Annotated in this window: 13 protein-coding genes; 12 read left to right on the forward strand and 1 reads right to left on the reverse strand. The window is 35.0% G+C overall.

Translation table 11 applies throughout. The annotated features are described in order from the left end of the window. Window positions 1-21 precede the first annotated feature (21 nt). The 8 genes from HALSAC_RS0114145 to HALSAC_RS0114180 all read left to right on the forward strand — a co-directional run bounded on the left by HALSAC_RS0114145 (window position 22) and on the right by HALSAC_RS0114180 (window position 8,893). Window positions 22-1,248, forward strand: a complete 1,227-nt coding sequence (locus tag HALSAC_RS0114145) for an aspartate kinase (RefSeq protein ID WP_027340812.1) — start codon at window positions 22-24, stop codon at window positions 1,246-1,248. After that, complete coding sequence (gene thrB / locus HALSAC_RS0114150) at window positions 1,248-2,141, forward strand: homoserine kinase (protein ID WP_027340813.1); 894 nt, start codon at window positions 1,248-1,250, stop codon at window positions 2,139-2,141. The genes HALSAC_RS0114145 and thrB overlap by 1 nt, the downstream gene beginning before the upstream one ends. Before the next feature lie 87 nt (window positions 2,142-2,228). Further along, window positions 2,229-3,350, forward strand: a complete 1,122-nt coding sequence (locus tag HALSAC_RS0114155; RefSeq protein WP_027340814.1) for a PorV/PorQ family protein — start codon at window positions 2,229-2,231, stop codon at window positions 3,348-3,350. Window positions 3,351-3,670: 320 nt separating this feature from the next. Next, complete coding sequence (gene pyrR / locus HALSAC_RS0114160; protein ID WP_027340815.1) at window positions 3,671-4,219, forward strand: bifunctional pyr operon transcriptional regulator/uracil phosphoribosyltransferase PyrR; 549 nt, start codon at window positions 3,671-3,673, stop codon at window positions 4,217-4,219. A gap of 156 nt (window positions 4,220-4,375) precedes the next feature. Beyond that, the gene (locus tag HALSAC_RS0114165) at window positions 4,376-5,602 is read left to right on the forward strand and encodes a uracil-xanthine permease family protein (RefSeq protein ID WP_027340816.1); all 1,227 of its coding nucleotides are present in this window, start codon (window positions 4,376-4,378) and stop codon (window positions 5,600-5,602) included. Between the two features lie 211 nt (window positions 5,603-5,813). Beyond that, window positions 5,814-6,380 carry a TetR/AcrR family transcriptional regulator gene (locus HALSAC_RS0114170; protein WP_027340817.1) on the forward strand — a complete coding sequence of 189 codons (567 nt, stop codon included), beginning with the start codon at window positions 5,814-5,816 and terminating at the stop codon, window positions 6,378-6,380. Window positions 6,381-6,427: 47 nt separating this feature from the next. Further along, a complete protein-coding gene (locus HALSAC_RS0114175; protein WP_027340818.1) occupies window positions 6,428-7,957 on the forward strand; it encodes a phytoene desaturase family protein in 1,530 nt (509 codons plus the stop codon). Between the two features lie 207 nt (window positions 7,958-8,164). Further along, the gene (locus tag HALSAC_RS0114180) at window positions 8,165-8,893 is read left to right on the forward strand and encodes a gamma-glutamyl-gamma-aminobutyrate hydrolase family protein (RefSeq protein ID WP_027340819.1); all 729 of its coding nucleotides are present in this window, start codon (window positions 8,165-8,167) and stop codon (window positions 8,891-8,893) included. A gap of 53 nt (window positions 8,894-8,946) precedes the next feature. On the opposite strand, the gene HALSAC_RS16135 is transcribed toward HALSAC_RS0114180, so the two are convergent. Further along, complete coding sequence (locus HALSAC_RS16135; protein WP_342666871.1) at window positions 8,947-9,414, reverse strand: cupin domain-containing protein; 468 nt, start codon at window positions 9,412-9,414, stop codon at window positions 8,947-8,949. Between the two features lie 664 nt (window positions 9,415-10,078). Between HALSAC_RS16135 and HALSAC_RS0114195 the strand changes: the two genes are divergently transcribed. From HALSAC_RS0114195 to HALSAC_RS0114210, 4 genes are all read left to right on the forward strand, one after another. After that, complete coding sequence (locus HALSAC_RS0114195; protein WP_027340820.1) at window positions 10,079-10,999, forward strand: Rpn family recombination-promoting nuclease/putative transposase; 921 nt, start codon at window positions 10,079-10,081, stop codon at window positions 10,997-10,999. A 299-nt stretch (window positions 11,000-11,298) separates the two neighbouring features. Beyond that, window positions 11,299-12,165 carry an Rpn family recombination-promoting nuclease/putative transposase gene (locus tag HALSAC_RS0114200; protein WP_027340821.1) on the forward strand — a complete coding sequence of 289 codons (867 nt, stop codon included), beginning with the start codon at window positions 11,299-11,301 and terminating at the stop codon, window positions 12,163-12,165. A 678-nt stretch (window positions 12,166-12,843) separates the two neighbouring features. Continuing rightward, entirely contained in the window at window positions 12,844-13,134 is a 291-nt protein-coding gene (locus HALSAC_RS0114205) for a nucleotidyltransferase family protein (RefSeq protein WP_027340822.1), read from the forward strand. Then, window positions 13,131-13,472, forward strand: coding sequence for a HepT-like ribonuclease domain-containing protein (locus tag HALSAC_RS0114210; RefSeq protein ID WP_027340823.1), 342 nt, complete (start codon window positions 13,131-13,133; stop codon window positions 13,470-13,472). Before HALSAC_RS0114205 ends, HALSAC_RS0114210 begins: the two co-directional genes overlap by 4 nt. The last annotated feature ends 453 nt before the right edge of the window (window positions 13,473-13,925 follow it).

Consider the following 13,925-nt stretch of genomic DNA (forward strand, 5'->3'; position numbering starts at 1 on the left):
TTAAATAAAGGAGGAAGAAAGATGTCGTTGATTGTACAAAAATATGGTGGTAGCTCAGTTGCTAACCCTGAGAGAATTATGAGAGTTGCTCAAAGAATTGTTAAGCGTAAGCAAGCAGGTAATGATGTGATTGCAGTTGTATCAGCAATGGGGGATACTACCGATGAATTAGTAAAGTTAGTAGCAGATATAACCAATAAGCCACCTAAGAGAGAGTATGATATGTTAATCTCAACTGGAGAACAGGTTTCTGTATCCCTGTTGGCGATGGCTATTAATGAATTAGGTGAGGATGTAATCTCTTTAACAGGGTCTCAGGTGGGTATTATAACTAATGAATTACATAGTAAGGCGAAGATCTTAGAGATAAAGAATAATAGGTTGGAGAAAGAGTTAAATGAAGGAAAGATAGTTATTGTTGCAGGATTTCAAGGTGTTACAATCAACAATGAGATTACTACTTTAGGTAGAGGTGGATCTGATACTACAGCAGTAGCTGTTGCTACTGCTTTGAAGGCAGATCTTTGTGAGATATATACAGATGTAGATGGGGTATATACTACAGATCCGCGAGTTGTAAAGAAGGCTTCTAAGTTACCTGAAATCTCTTATGAAGAGATGTTAGAATTGGCAAGTTTAGGGGCCAACGTCCTTCATCCTAGATCTGTAGAGATTGCTAAGGAGTATAATATTAAATTGGCAGTCAAATCAAGCTTTTATTGTTGCCCTGGAACTTATATTAAGGAGGTAGAAGAATTGGAAAATAATATAGTTGTAAGTGGAGTTGCTTGTAATAAGAGTGAGGTTAAGTTATCGTTGCTAGGATTACCTGATCGACCAGGTATAGCATCTAAGGTCTTTAATAGGTTGGCTGGGGAAGGGGTCAACGTAGATATGATAATCCAGAATGTAAATTATGACGGAGTTAATGATATTACTTTTACCATTGATGAGGATGATTTTAATGGTACTAAAGAGTTATTAGAAGAAATGAAAGAGAGCCTTGAATATAGAGAGTTAATTTATGATCTAGAGGTGGCTAAGGTATCTATTGTTGGAGCTGGAATGGTTACTAATCCAGGTGTTGCTGCTAAGATGTTTGAAGCTTTGGCCCAAGAAGAGGTTAATATAGGAATGATAAGTACATCAGAAATTAAGGTTTCTTGTTTAATTAATAGAAGCGAGGCCGATAAAGCAGTTAAAGCTATCCATGCTAAATTTAACTTAGATAAAATTGGTGAAAGGTAATGGTTAAGGTAGAGGTTCCTGCTACTACGGCCAATCTAGGACCTGGATTTGATACCTTAGGGATGAGCTTAGAGCTTTATAATGAAGTTGTGGTAGAGGAGATAGATTCTGGTTTAGATATTGAGGTTCTAGGATATGGTAGTGATGAACTAGAAAGAGATAAGAATAATTTAGTCTATAAAGTTATGACTGAGGTCTTTTCAAAGCTTTCTTATGAGCCTAAAGGCTTAAGGATAAAACTTAATAACAGAATACCCTTAGCTAGAGGATTAGGAAGTAGTGCTGCGGCAATAGTAGGAGGTTTGGTTGCTGCTAATAGGCTAACTGGAGATAGATTAAGCCAAAGAGAGTTGCTAAATTTAGCTACAAAGATAGAAGGGCACCCTGATAATGTAGCACCTGCTTTATTGGGTGGTGTGGTAATTTCTACGTTAAAGGATGAAGAAGTTATTTATAAAAAGGTTCCTGTTCCAGAGTTGAAGGTTGTAGTCTGTATACCTGACTATCAATTATCGACCAAGAGGTCTAGGGAAGTCCTTCCTAAAAAGGTTGAGTTTAAGGATGCAGTCTTTAATATAAGTCGGACAGGCTTACTTATTTCGGCTTTGTTGACTGAAGATTATGAGTTGATTAGCGAGGCTTTAGATGATAGATTACATCAGCCATATCGACAGAATTTAGTTCCTGGACTTAAGGAGATAATTGAGAAGTTAAGTCGGAAGGCTTTAGGAGTAACTTTAAGTGGTTCAGGGCCAACGGTTGTAGCTTTTACCTTAGAAGGAGAGAAGGATATAGGCGAGAGAATGGTTTCAACTTTTGAAGAAAATGGTGTCGATGCCCATTATACAATAACTACCCCTACCAATGGAGGAGCGATTATTTTAGAAGATTAATGCTTAAAAAAGAGGAAATTTTCTTATAATAGCGAAGTTTGTAGATAGGTGCATATTATAAGAAAAGTGTGAAAGGTAGGGATAATAATGAAAAGATATTATAGTTTAGTTTTAACTTTATTGTTAGTAGTAATGGTTGTTGGCCCAGCAAGTGCAGCAGAGATGACAGATGTTAATCGTTTTGGAGCCAAGGCCCATGGGATGGGTGGAGCTTTTGTAGCAGTTGCTGATGATGCAAGTGCTATTTATTGGAACCCAGCAGGTCTAGTAAGAAGTGGCCTGTTAGGTGCACAAGTTAATCTAGGGATGGGCTTTGATGGTGTTGAACGTGATCTTTTAGATGATGTTAAAGACGGTTTAACCTTTGAATCTTTTAAGGAGTTAGAACTTACTGATGATGGAAATGCTACTTTGAAATTTGATGGTATGGGAGTTGTAAATTTTAGAAGTATAGGCGCAGGATTTTTATTTAATAACCAACTTAGAGTAATAGAAGAAGGTACTATGCCAGAGGAAATTAAGAGTGAAGAAGATATAAAGAAGTTAGATAACGCTAAAAAGTCTGCAGCTAATACTTTTATTAGTCAAGGGGTTATCTCTTATGGTAGAGAGCTAAGCAGTATGCCTTTTAATATTGGATCACTTGCTGTTGGAGGTAATCTAAAGTATTTAAGTGGTCAATATGATGGATATTCTTTAAGTGCTGATAATATTGAAGGCTGGGATGGCAATTATGAGGAAGGAAAAGAATATGATTTAGATCAGGCTTTTAATAGGTCAAAATCTTCAGCTAGCGGTTATGGTGTTGATGTTGGTGCTTTAGTTAGAGCTACCAATAGGATTAATCTTGGAGTAAATGTTCGCAATCTAACTTCTAATTTAAGTTGGGATGAAGATTATGAGGATCTTAATGATAAATTACCTAGAACAATTACTTTAGGAGGAGCTGTTAGGATTCCTTTCCCAATTGGAACTACTGTAGCAGCCGATTTAGAGATGCCTGAAGAAGGAAGTAATATCTATCATCTTGGATTAGAGAAGAGGTTATTCTTAGGGGCTTTAGCTTTAAGAGGTGGAGCTTATTATGAAGAGGATAGTAGTGATAAGGTTTATACAGCAGGACTAGGTCTAAACCTTCCTTTCATTAACTTTAACCTTTCTGCCGATACGGATAAATATGTTAACTTGGCTGGAACTTTTAGATTTTAATTGAAAATTAACTCAAGAATCTAAACTACCTTTTCTATTAAGTAAACAGTGGGAATAATTAAAAATGTATAGCGTCAATCTATTGATTGGCGCTATATTTAATATATTTTTTTATTGACAGTGATCTTTTGATCTGTTATAATTTCATAGAAAGTTAATAATCCTTTTTAAGTTAGTCCAGAGAGGCTAGTAAGAGGGAGATACTGAATTTGAAGGGGGAGAGAGTAGACCCTTTATATATATTCAGACCTTCTTACAACTGTAAGGGGGTCTTTTTCTTTATCTACCTTGTTAAGGGTTTTAAGAAAAGGGGGGATATTATGGAGTTTAAGGTTAAGAAGGAATTGATAGATGCCGATGGGATTAGAAGAGCTTTAACTAGGGTCTCTCATGAGATAATTGAGAAGAATGAAGGTTTAGATGAGATTGTTGTGATTGGGATTAGGACAAGGGGAGTTCCTTTAGCTAAAAGGATTGCTAATAAGTTAGAGGAGATTGAAGGTAAGAAGGTTGAAACAGGTGTATTAGATATTACATTATACCGAGATGATTTGACTACAATAGCAAATCAACCAATTGTTCATCAGACAGAGATTCCCTTTGATATAAATGCTAAGAAGGTAATATTAGTAGATGATGTACTTTATACAGGTCGAACTGTAAGGTCAGCTTTAGATGCTTTAATGGATTTAGGTAGACCTGAGAGCATTCAATTAGCTATCTTAGTAGATCGTGGTCATCGTGAGCTACCTATTAGAGCAGATTTTGTTGGAAAGAATCTGCCTACATCAAATAATGAGATTATAAGTGTAAACCTAGAAGAGATAGATGGAGAAGATGGAGTAGTATTAAAAGAATATTCTAAATAATTGAAGTTCCTTTTAATTAGGTCCTGTGAGACCCAAAGGGAGTTGAGAGTTTCTCTGTGAACTTTTATGAGAAATTTCTAAACCCTTGGGTCTAATGGCCAAAGGGTTTTTTATATGCCAATAAATAGAAAGTTAATTATAATAGGAGGGGTAAAAATGGTAAAAGAGAGATTAAGTAAAGCAAATTTAACAGCATCTAAAGGGGTTCTTTTAGCAATTCAACACTTGTTTGCAATGTTTGGTGCGACTGTTCTTGTGCCAAGTTTGACAGGTTTAAATCCTGCAGTGGCTTTATTTACTTCAGGTGTTGGAACACTAATCTTCCACTTAATTACTAGAGGGAAGGTTCCAGCTTACTTAGGTTCGTCATTTGCTTTTATCGGACCAATCATTGCTGCTAAGGAAGGATATGGTTTATCGGCGGCTTTGCTGGGATGTTTTGTAGCAGGATTGATCTATATAGTATCGGCTTTAATTATTAGGAAGGTGGGAACAGGATTTATAGATAGGTATCTACCACCAGTTGTAGTTGGACCAGTTATTATAACTATCGGTTTAGGCTTGGCCCCGGTAGCAAAGGATATGTCTATGTATCATCTACCAACGGCAATCTTTACACTTGCAGTAACAATTGCGGTTAGTGTACTTGGTAAAGGTATTTTGAAGGTGACTCCTATATTAATCGGTATAATTGCTGGATATATCTTTGCGGCATTTAATGGTTTGGTAGACTTTGGCCCGGTGATAGAAGCTAGTTGGATTGGTTTGCCAGAATTCACTTCAATATTCCAATTAGAATCTATAGGAGCAGGAATATCGGCAGTAGCTTTAATAGCTCCAGTGGCAATTGTAACTATGGTAGAACATTTAGGTGATGTATTAGCTTTATCTAAAACTGTTGATGAAGATTTTATAGAAGAGCCAGGCTTGCATAGAACTTTATTGGGAGATGGGGTTGCGACTTTATTTGCATCTTTAGCTGGTGGACCTCCAAATACAACTTATGGTGAGAATATAGGTGTTTTAGCTTTAACTGGTGTCCATAGCCCAATTGTTGTTGAAATTGCAGCAGCTATAGTTATAGCAATGAGCTTTATCCAAAAGGTTGGAGCTTCTATACAGACTATACCAGTTCCTGTAATGGGTGGAATTGTAATTCTACTCTTTGGTATGATAGCTTCTATAGGACTTAGAACCTTAGTTGAAAATGAAGTCGATTTAAGTGTAACTAGAAACTTAGTAATAGTATCTACAATTCTGGTAGTTGGGTTGAGTGGGATCCCTATTACATTTAGTATATTAGAGTTTCAAGGTATGGGCTTAGCTGCTATAGTCGGGATATTATTAAATATAATCTTGCCTAAAGAAGAGTTAAGCGAGTAAATTATAAAGTAAAAAAAGAGACCTTATTTGGGTCTCTTTTTTTGTTATTATTAAAAGAAAGAAGAGTAGTTACTAAAAATATTATATTAGTTCTTAATATGTGAGAAAGAAATTTAAATAATAATTGTTGACATATATAACTAATGATGTATAATAATTAATATAGAACACTTGATATATATCATTAGATTTATAATAGAGAGGGGATAGAATGCCACCGAAGAAAAAGTACACAAAAGATCAAATAATTGAAGTAGCTTTTGAAATGGCGAAGGAAGAAGGAATTGATAGTATAACGATTAGAAAGGTTGCAAAGAGATTAAAGAGTTCAATTGCTCCTATTTATGTAAATTTTGAAGATGTAGAAGAGTTAATTGGAGAGGTTATCAAGAGGATATTTGCTCTTGGTAAAGAGATTCTTGATGAAGAAAGCTCTGGAGAACCCTTTAGAGATATAGGTTTATCTAGTCTTCGATTTGCTAGAGAGTATTCTGTACTCTTTAGAGATTTAATGATGAATCAAAATGATTATATGAAAAGTTATGATCAAGAGATGGGCCAACCTCTTATAGAAGAGATGAAAAAAGATTCTCAGTTGGAGGGGTTCTCAGAAGAAGAGTTAAAAAATATCTTATTAAAGATGAGGGTAGTTCAAACAGGGCTTTCAGTAATGATTGCTAACGGCCTCTTGCCGAAGGGTTTTGGGGAGGAAGAGGAAGTAAGGTTGTTAGAGGATATAGCAGCAGATATAGTCTATGCTACTAGAATGGGTAGGTAGTATAGTAATAAAGTTTTACTTTATTACTACAAAACAGGGAGGTAATTATGAAAAAGAAGAAGGTTTTGATTATAGGTGCTGGTATTGCTGGGTTATCTGCAGGTTCATACTTAGAGCGTAATGGTTATGATACTGAGATCTTTGAGGATCATAGTATTCCAGGTGGTCTCTGTACTGCTTGGAAGAGGGGGGAGTATACCTTTGATTATTGTGTTCATTGGTTGATGGGGACTAAAGAAGGAACTGGTTTTGATGTTATTTGGGATGAGCTTGGAGCTTTGGAGAACGAAAAGGGAGTAAAGACTCCGATCCGTAACTTTGAAGAGTTTAGTAGGATAGAACTCTCAGGTGGTGATGTAGTTGGCTTATATAGTAACCTTGATAGGTTAGAAGAGGAGTTTTTGCGAGTTGCTCCTGAGGATGAGAAGAAGATTAGTAAGTTTATTAAGGACTTAAAGAAGTTAGCTAAGTTTAAAACTCCAGTGGCTACTGAGAAATGGGGGATAAAGGATAGAATCAAATTTATATTTAGCAACTTTATACCCTTTCTTAAGGTGATCAAGTATGCACGGATAACTATGGAAGAATTATCAGATCAATGGGATAACCCTAAATTAAAAGAGGTCTTTAGGACAATTTTTCCACCTTCTTGGTCTAGTCTTGCTTTTATATTTGGAATGGCTTTCCAGCATATAGAGGCTGCAGGCTATCCAGTAGGAGGGTCTTTGCCTTTGGCTAAAAATATTGAAAGGGAATATTTAAAACTTGGAGGAAAGATTTATTACTCATCTAAAGTTGAAGAGATATTAGTAGAGGACGATAAAGCTGTAGGGATAAGGCTAGAAGGCGGGGAAGAATATTTTGGTGATGATATAGTCTCTGCTGCCGATGGATATACAACCCTTTATAAGATGCTAGATGGTCGCTATTTATCCTCACAACTAAAGAAGGCTTATGAAGACTTCTCTCTCTTTCCTTCATCGATCTATCTAGGCTTTGGTGTAGAAAAGGATCTTTCAGATATGCCTCATGCTACTCTTTTACATCTAGATCCACCTTTACTTCTTTCTGATGGGTCAAAGCATGAATATATTAGTTTAAATGTTTATAACTTCGATCCAACGTTGGCCCCAGAGGGGAAGACTACAGTTACGGTCTTGATTAATACTTGGAAGGATCAGTACTGGCAAGAGCTTGCAGAGAAAGATTATGGAGAATACAAAACGATCAAAGCAGATCTAAGTGATAAAGTCTTAAATATTATTGATGAGAAGTTTCCAGGCTTTAGCTCAACAGTGGAGAAGGTAGATGTTTCAACACCTCATACAGTTAAGCGCTATACGGGTAATTGGCAGGGAAGTTATGAGGGCTTTGCTCCTACTCCTGTAGCTTTGATGAAAAAATTACCTAAAGAAGTTCCAGAATTAAATAGCTGTTATATGATAGGACAATGGACAGAGCCAGGCGGAGGAATACCATCTGCTGCCTTGGATGGTCGTAATTTGGCCCGTAGGCTTTGTAAGAGGGATAAAAAAGAGTTTATAAGTAGTAGAAAGATGATAAATAAAAGGAGCTAGGCTTTAATGGATTTTTGTTATTGTTAAAAAGATAAGAGGTCAAGGTTAAAATAATATAAGCAGATTAGATCTGATAAAAGGATAAAGATGTATCTTTAGATGGTATTAGAGGAATATTATTTTTAATGAAGAAGCAAAGAATTAAAGGATTAAAAGTATAAAATTGACACAAAAATTAATTAATCTTAAATAAGTAGGAGAGATAAGATGACTAAACCAATAGTTGGAATAACAACATTTTGCAAAGAGGAAGCTAATAAGAAACACTATAATAAAGTAAGTTCAAGTTATGCCAAAGTTATTGCTGAAGCTGGGGGAACACCAATTTTAATTCCTTTAATGGATAACTTAGATCAGGCCAAAGAGTATATTGAATTAATTGATGCTTTACTTTTAAGTGGCGGTCAAGATATTTCTCCTCATTATTATAATAATGTTGCTACCCCTTATCTTGGCGAAGTAGATTCATTACGAGATAAATGGGAAATAAAACTTTTTAAATTAGCTTATGAAGAAAACATTCCTGTTTTAGGAATTTGTAGAGGGATGCAGTTGATTAATGTAGCTCAAGGGGGTACTCTATATCAAGATATAGTAGAAGAATATAATAAAAAAGCTATTCATATTCCAGAGGGGTGTAATGAATGTTATGTCTACCATTCTATAAATTTTAAAGAGCCTTGTAACCTATGTGGCTTTAGTTCTGCTAAAAAATTTGATGTTAATTCTCATCACCATCAAGCAATTAAAGATTTGGCCCCAGGTTTTAAAGTTATTGCCGAAACTAAAGGGAAAATTATAGAAGCAATTGAATCTATGGATAAGGATTTTATATTTGGTGTCCAGTGGCATCCAGAAGATTTGACACATTTGCATCCTTGTTTTAAAAAAATATTTAATATCTTTATTGAAAAAGCAGACCAGAATAACAAATAGGGGAGGGTATTAAATTAATAAAAGTTTTAGAATTTTCATAGCAGTAGGAGGTTTTATTCTGCGTGGTGCTCTTTGGCATCCTCTTTAGTTTCATAAACTGTATCACGTGGATGCTCAGGTGGAGCATAAATAGAGTACAATTTAAGCGGTGTACTACCTGTGTTGATTATATTGTGCCATTTACCAGCAGGGATAAATATTGCATAGTCTTCATAGAAATTTTCTCGAAAATCCAATTCATCTCTTCTATCTCCCATCAAAACAACTCCTTGGCCTCTTTCGATTCGTATGAATTGATCATGGTCTTCATGAACTTCTAAGCCTATGTCATCACCAATATTAATGCTCATTAGGGTAAGTTGCAAATATTCTCCTGTCCATAAAGAGATAATAAAATAATCATTCTGCTTAGTAGCTGCTTCAATATTAATCACAAAAGGGGATGGCCCATAATCTTTTAATTTAATAGGTTGTTTTGGGTGACGTGGGTTAATTATATAATCATCACTCATATCAATCATTCCTTTCCTAAGCTTTTTCAATATTATATGTTATACCTTTAAGATAAGTTCTTGAGTTCATAGAAATTTTAAGAGTTCTCTTTTATTTTTACTTTTATCAAAAACAAGATGAGCAAATCTTAAAGTGTTTAGTTTTTTAAGATTCTAAGGGCCAACGCCCTTGGCTTTTTGTCGTTAGTAAAGAGATAAAGGTCAAAGGCTTGGGCACAGATTAGATCTGATAAGAGCCGATTAAAACCTGATAAAATTAAGGTCAAGGGCTGTGTAACCACTAATGAACACGAATAGGCACTAATAAAGTCAAGAGATAGAAATCAAAGGATATACTCTAACAAGGGCTTGACAAGTGCTGACAAGGTCAAGGGTTTAATTAGCCAAAGATAAATTAAGGCTGAGCAACAATTCCGATATCTGGGAATATTAGCTTGTGAATTAAGGTTAAGTGTTGTTAACCACTAATGGACACGAATTGGCATTAATAAGGTTATAGTGGTAACAGATATACCATTATTGACTAAGAGGTGGTGAAATTTAAGTTTTTGACTTTAGGTGTTTTTGCTGATACTCATAGTAGAGGCTTTGAAAGTATAATTATTGCCCCACCTTTTAAAGGTAAGTCAGTTATGATATAATATAATTAGATAAAGTAAAAAGGACTGGTTAAATGAAAGTTAATAATCCACATGACAAGTTTTTCAAGGAAAGCTTAAGTAGGGTAGAGGTTGCAAAGGGTTTTATGGAAAACTACCTACCAGAAAAATTATTAAACTTAATAGATTTAGATAATATAATAATAGAGAAGGATTCATTTATTGAAAAGGAGTTAGAGGAGTATTTCTCTGATATACTTTATAGGGTAAGTTTGAAAGGGAAAGAAGCTTATTTATACTTTCTATTTGAGCATAAGTCTTATCCTTATAAAAAGATAACTATTCAGCTGTTGCAGTATATGTTAAATATTTGGGAGCTTAAATTAAAGCAGAAAAAAGAAGGGAAGCTACCTTTAATTATACCTATGGTAGTATATCATGGCAAAGATAGGTGGAATATAGGAGTGAAGTTATCAGATATAGTTGAGGATATTCCTAAAGAGGTAGAGGAGTATTTTCCAGATTATAAATATCTATTATATGACTTATCTAGTTATAGTGATGAAGAGATTAAAGGTACAGGGATATTGAGGGTCTTTTTAGAGATATTGAGTTCTTTGTATAAAGATGATTTTGAAGAGAGGTTTAAAGAAGCTTTAATTGTATTAGAAAGGCTAAGAGAGCAGAACCAAGGGATAGAATATTTTGAGACAGTAGTTAGATATATACTTAATGCTAAAGATGGTTTGGAATTTAAAGATTTAAAGGATATGGCTGACAAAATATCTACAAAGAGAGGTGAAGATATTATGACCATAGCAGATCAATTGAGAAGAGAAGGAAGAATAGAAGGTAAGGTAGAAGGTAAGATGGAGGGGAAGGTAGAAATAGCTCAGAATTTATTAAAGAAGGGTATGAGTACTATAGAGGTAATGGATATAACCGAGTTGCCTAAGAAAAAGATAGAGGAGATTAAGAAGAAATCTCAGCATTAAGATAAAAGTTGTGCCTTCTAATTTAGAAGGCACAGCTTTTTAATTTAATGGGCCAACAGGAGCGAGAGTAGTCGACCAACATTTTACCAAAGGTGTTGGTTGTTTTTTTGCAAGGGCCAACGATATGACAAATACGATAAGTGTTAAAATCAAGGTCAAGGGCTGTGTAACCATGCCCTGAAAGAAATGTCCTTGTGGTGCTAATGGACACGAATAAAATTCATAGCCAATTAACCTTTGTCTTATCTTAACTCCTATGCTATAATTAAACTATATATTTAAAAGAGGGGGTCGGTAAGATGTGTCGTTTAAATCCAAGGGTAGATTTTGCTTTTAAGAAATTATTTGGTAGTGAAGAGAATAAGGATATCCTAATCTCTTTCATTAATTCGGTCTTAGATAAAGAAGATCAGATTAAAGATCTTATCTTAAAGAACCCATATAACGCTAAAAACTTTAAAAATGATAAGCTATCAATACTTGATGTCAAGGCTATAGACCAGAAGGGTGTTTGGTACAATATAGAGATGCAGATAACAGATCAAGACTATTATGATAAGAGGGCTCTTTATTATTGGGCTAGATTATATACAGGTCAACTAGAGTCAGGAGTTAATTATGATAAGCTAGAGAAGACGATAGTTATAAATTTACTTAACTTCAATTGCTTAGATGAAGAAGATTATCATAATGTATATAAATTATTGAATCGTAAATCAAAAGAAGAGTTGATAGACCACTTAGAGATTCATTTTATTGAGTTGGATAAGTATAATAAGGACTTAACAGATGTACAGACGACCTTAGATAGATGGACAGAGTTTTTAAAGAAAGCCCATGAGTATAATAAAGATAAAATTCCTGCTCAATTAGCAGAGGTGGAAAGTATTCAAAAAGCAATAAAAGTATTGGATACAATGTATTTAAATGAGGATGAGCGAGAATTATACGAAGCTAGATTAAAGTGGTTGCGAGATGAAGAGATGGCTTTAAAGAAAGCTGAGGAAAAGGGTATGGCAAGGGGTATACAGAAGGGTATGGAGAAAGGTAAGAAAGAGATGGTAGATAATTTATTGAAGTTAGGGGTAGAAATAGATAAGATAGCTCAAGCAAGTGGGCTAACTAAAGAGGAGATAAGAGAGTTAAGAAATTCTAATATGGGTTAAAAGATCGGGCCAACGCCTTTGGCTTTTTTCGTTAGCAAAGAGATAAAGGTCAAAGGCTTGGACACAGATTAGATCTGATAAGAGCCGATTAAAATCTGATAAAATCAAAATTAAGAGCTTAATTAGCCAAAGATAAAGTAAGGCAGGGCCAACGATATACAGTCACTTTGAGGTTATGGGCCAACGGAAGCGAGAGTAGCCGACCAACATTCTACCAAGGGTGTTGGTTGTTTTTTTGCAGGAGCAACGATATGAGAAATTTGATAAGTGCTAAAATCAAGGTCAAGGGCTGTGTAACCATGCCCTGAAAGAAATGCCCTTGGGGTGCTAATGGACACGAATAGGCACTAATAAAGTCAAGAGATAGAAATCAAAGGATATACTCTGACAAGGGCTTGACAAGTGCCGACAAGGTCCAGACAAGAGCATAAAAAAGACTTTAGTGTATCGAATTGTGATAATGGAGCGAATCGAAGAGTAAAGTTCAAGAGCTTAATTAGCCACAGATGAACACAGATAAAATTAAAGGATAGGCCAATAGAAGTCAGGAGTGTGATAGCTAATGTTCCTGTGTAGAGGTGTTGGCCCTTTGGTATTAGTGGTGAAAATAGTTTTGTTAATAAATAGATTAAATGGTATAATAGTAATATAAAGAACTGAAATAAAAGGAGGGTAACTATGGTTAGTAAAGAAGAGGTAGAAAGAAAATTAAAAGAGTTAAAGCCCTTTTTAAAAAGAGAGTATAAAGTGAAAAGACTTGGAATTTTCGGTTCTTATGCTCGCGGGGAGGCTAGAGAAGATAGTGATATAGATATATTAATAGAACTTTCTGCTAGTATAGGATGGGAGTTTTTAGATTTGAAGGATTTTTTAGAAGATTATTTGAATACTGAGGTTGATTTAGTTACTATGGATGCCTTAAAGCCCCAATTAAAGGATAGTATATTAGAAGATGTGGTGTATCAATGAGGCGAGATAGTTTGTTTTTAAGTGATATAATTAATGCAATGGATAAAATCTTTAAGTATACTAAGGGTATGGGTAAAGAGGAATTTAAAAGAGATGAAATGGTAATTGATGCTGTTTTGAGAAATATTGAAATTATAGGAGAGGCAGCAAATAAGGTTTCAGACCAGATTAGGCATGACTATGATGATCTTCCATGGAGAAAGATGATTGGTTTGAGGAATATAGTCATTTATGAATATTTCGGTGTTGATTTAGGTATTATCTGGGAGGTTATTACTGTTAATTTGCCAGCAACTAAGCCTAAAATTGAAAAGGTATTGGAGGACTATCCATTATAGTTTTAGGTGATTTAATCGGACCAACATTCTGTACAAGGATGTTGGTTTTCTCTTTGCTGGGCCAACGCCTTTGGATTTTTTGTTGTTAAAAGAGATAAAGGTCAAAGGCTTAGGCACAGATTAGATCTGATAAGAGCCGACAAGGTCCAGACAAGAGCATAAAAACCTTAGTGGCATCGAATCGCGCGAATCTAAAAGCAAATATTAAAAGCCAATTAGCCACAGATAAACACTGATAAACACTGATAAAATTAAAACCTAATGTCAAAAGAATTAAGGGGTGTTACAGCTAATATTTATGGTTTTTTTACAGGCCAACGATATGATAAATTCGATAAGTGTTAAAATCAAGGTCAAGGGCTGTGTAACCATGCCCTGAAAGAAATGCCCTTGGGGTGCTGTATGTCCAGCGAAGCTGGACATATCCAATGGGTGAAAGTCCCATCAAGGTAA

The organism is Halonatronum saccharophilum DSM 13868, assembly GCF_000517025.1.
In the GTDB taxonomy this organism is placed as follows: domain Bacteria; phylum Bacillota; class Halanaerobiia; order Halobacteroidales; family Halobacteroidaceae; genus Halonatronum; species Halonatronum saccharophilum.

What these genes read in the sequence shown, in the direction of transcription:
- HALSAC_RS0114145 (WP_027340812.1), top strand. Translation starts at nt 22, where the DNA reads ATGTCGTTGATTGTACAAAAATATGGTGGTAGCTCAGTTGCTAACCCT.
- thrB (WP_027340813.1), top strand. Translation starts at nt 1,248, where the DNA reads ATGGTTAAGGTAGAGGTTCCTGCTACTACGGCCAATCTAGGACCTGGA.
- HALSAC_RS0114155 (WP_027340814.1), top strand. Translation starts at nt 2,229, where the DNA reads ATGAAAAGATATTATAGTTTAGTTTTAACTTTATTGTTAGTAGTAATG.
- pyrR (WP_027340815.1), top strand. Translation starts at nt 3,671, where the DNA reads ATGGAGTTTAAGGTTAAGAAGGAATTGATAGATGCCGATGGGATTAGA.
- HALSAC_RS0114165 (WP_027340816.1), top strand. Translation starts at nt 4,376, where the DNA reads ATGGTAAAAGAGAGATTAAGTAAAGCAAATTTAACAGCATCTAAAGGG.
- HALSAC_RS0114170 (WP_027340817.1), top strand. Translation starts at nt 5,814, where the DNA reads ATGCCACCGAAGAAAAAGTACACAAAAGATCAAATAATTGAAGTAGCT.
- HALSAC_RS0114175 (WP_027340818.1), top strand. Translation starts at nt 6,428, where the DNA reads ATGAAAAAGAAGAAGGTTTTGATTATAGGTGCTGGTATTGCTGGGTTA.
- HALSAC_RS0114180 (WP_027340819.1), top strand. Translation starts at nt 8,165, where the DNA reads ATGACTAAACCAATAGTTGGAATAACAACATTTTGCAAAGAGGAAGCT.
- HALSAC_RS16135 (WP_342666871.1), bottom strand. Translation starts at nt 9,414, where the DNA reads ATGATTGATATGAGTGATGATTATATAATTAACCCACGTCACCCAAAA.
- HALSAC_RS0114195 (WP_027340820.1), top strand. Translation starts at nt 10,079, where the DNA reads ATGAAAGTTAATAATCCACATGACAAGTTTTTCAAGGAAAGCTTAAGT.
- HALSAC_RS0114200 (WP_027340821.1), top strand. Translation starts at nt 11,299, where the DNA reads ATGTGTCGTTTAAATCCAAGGGTAGATTTTGCTTTTAAGAAATTATTT.
- HALSAC_RS0114205 (WP_027340822.1), top strand. Translation starts at nt 12,844, where the DNA reads ATGGTTAGTAAAGAAGAGGTAGAAAGAAAATTAAAAGAGTTAAAGCCC.
- HALSAC_RS0114210 (WP_027340823.1), top strand. Translation starts at nt 13,131, where the DNA reads ATGAGGCGAGATAGTTTGTTTTTAAGTGATATAATTAATGCAATGGAT.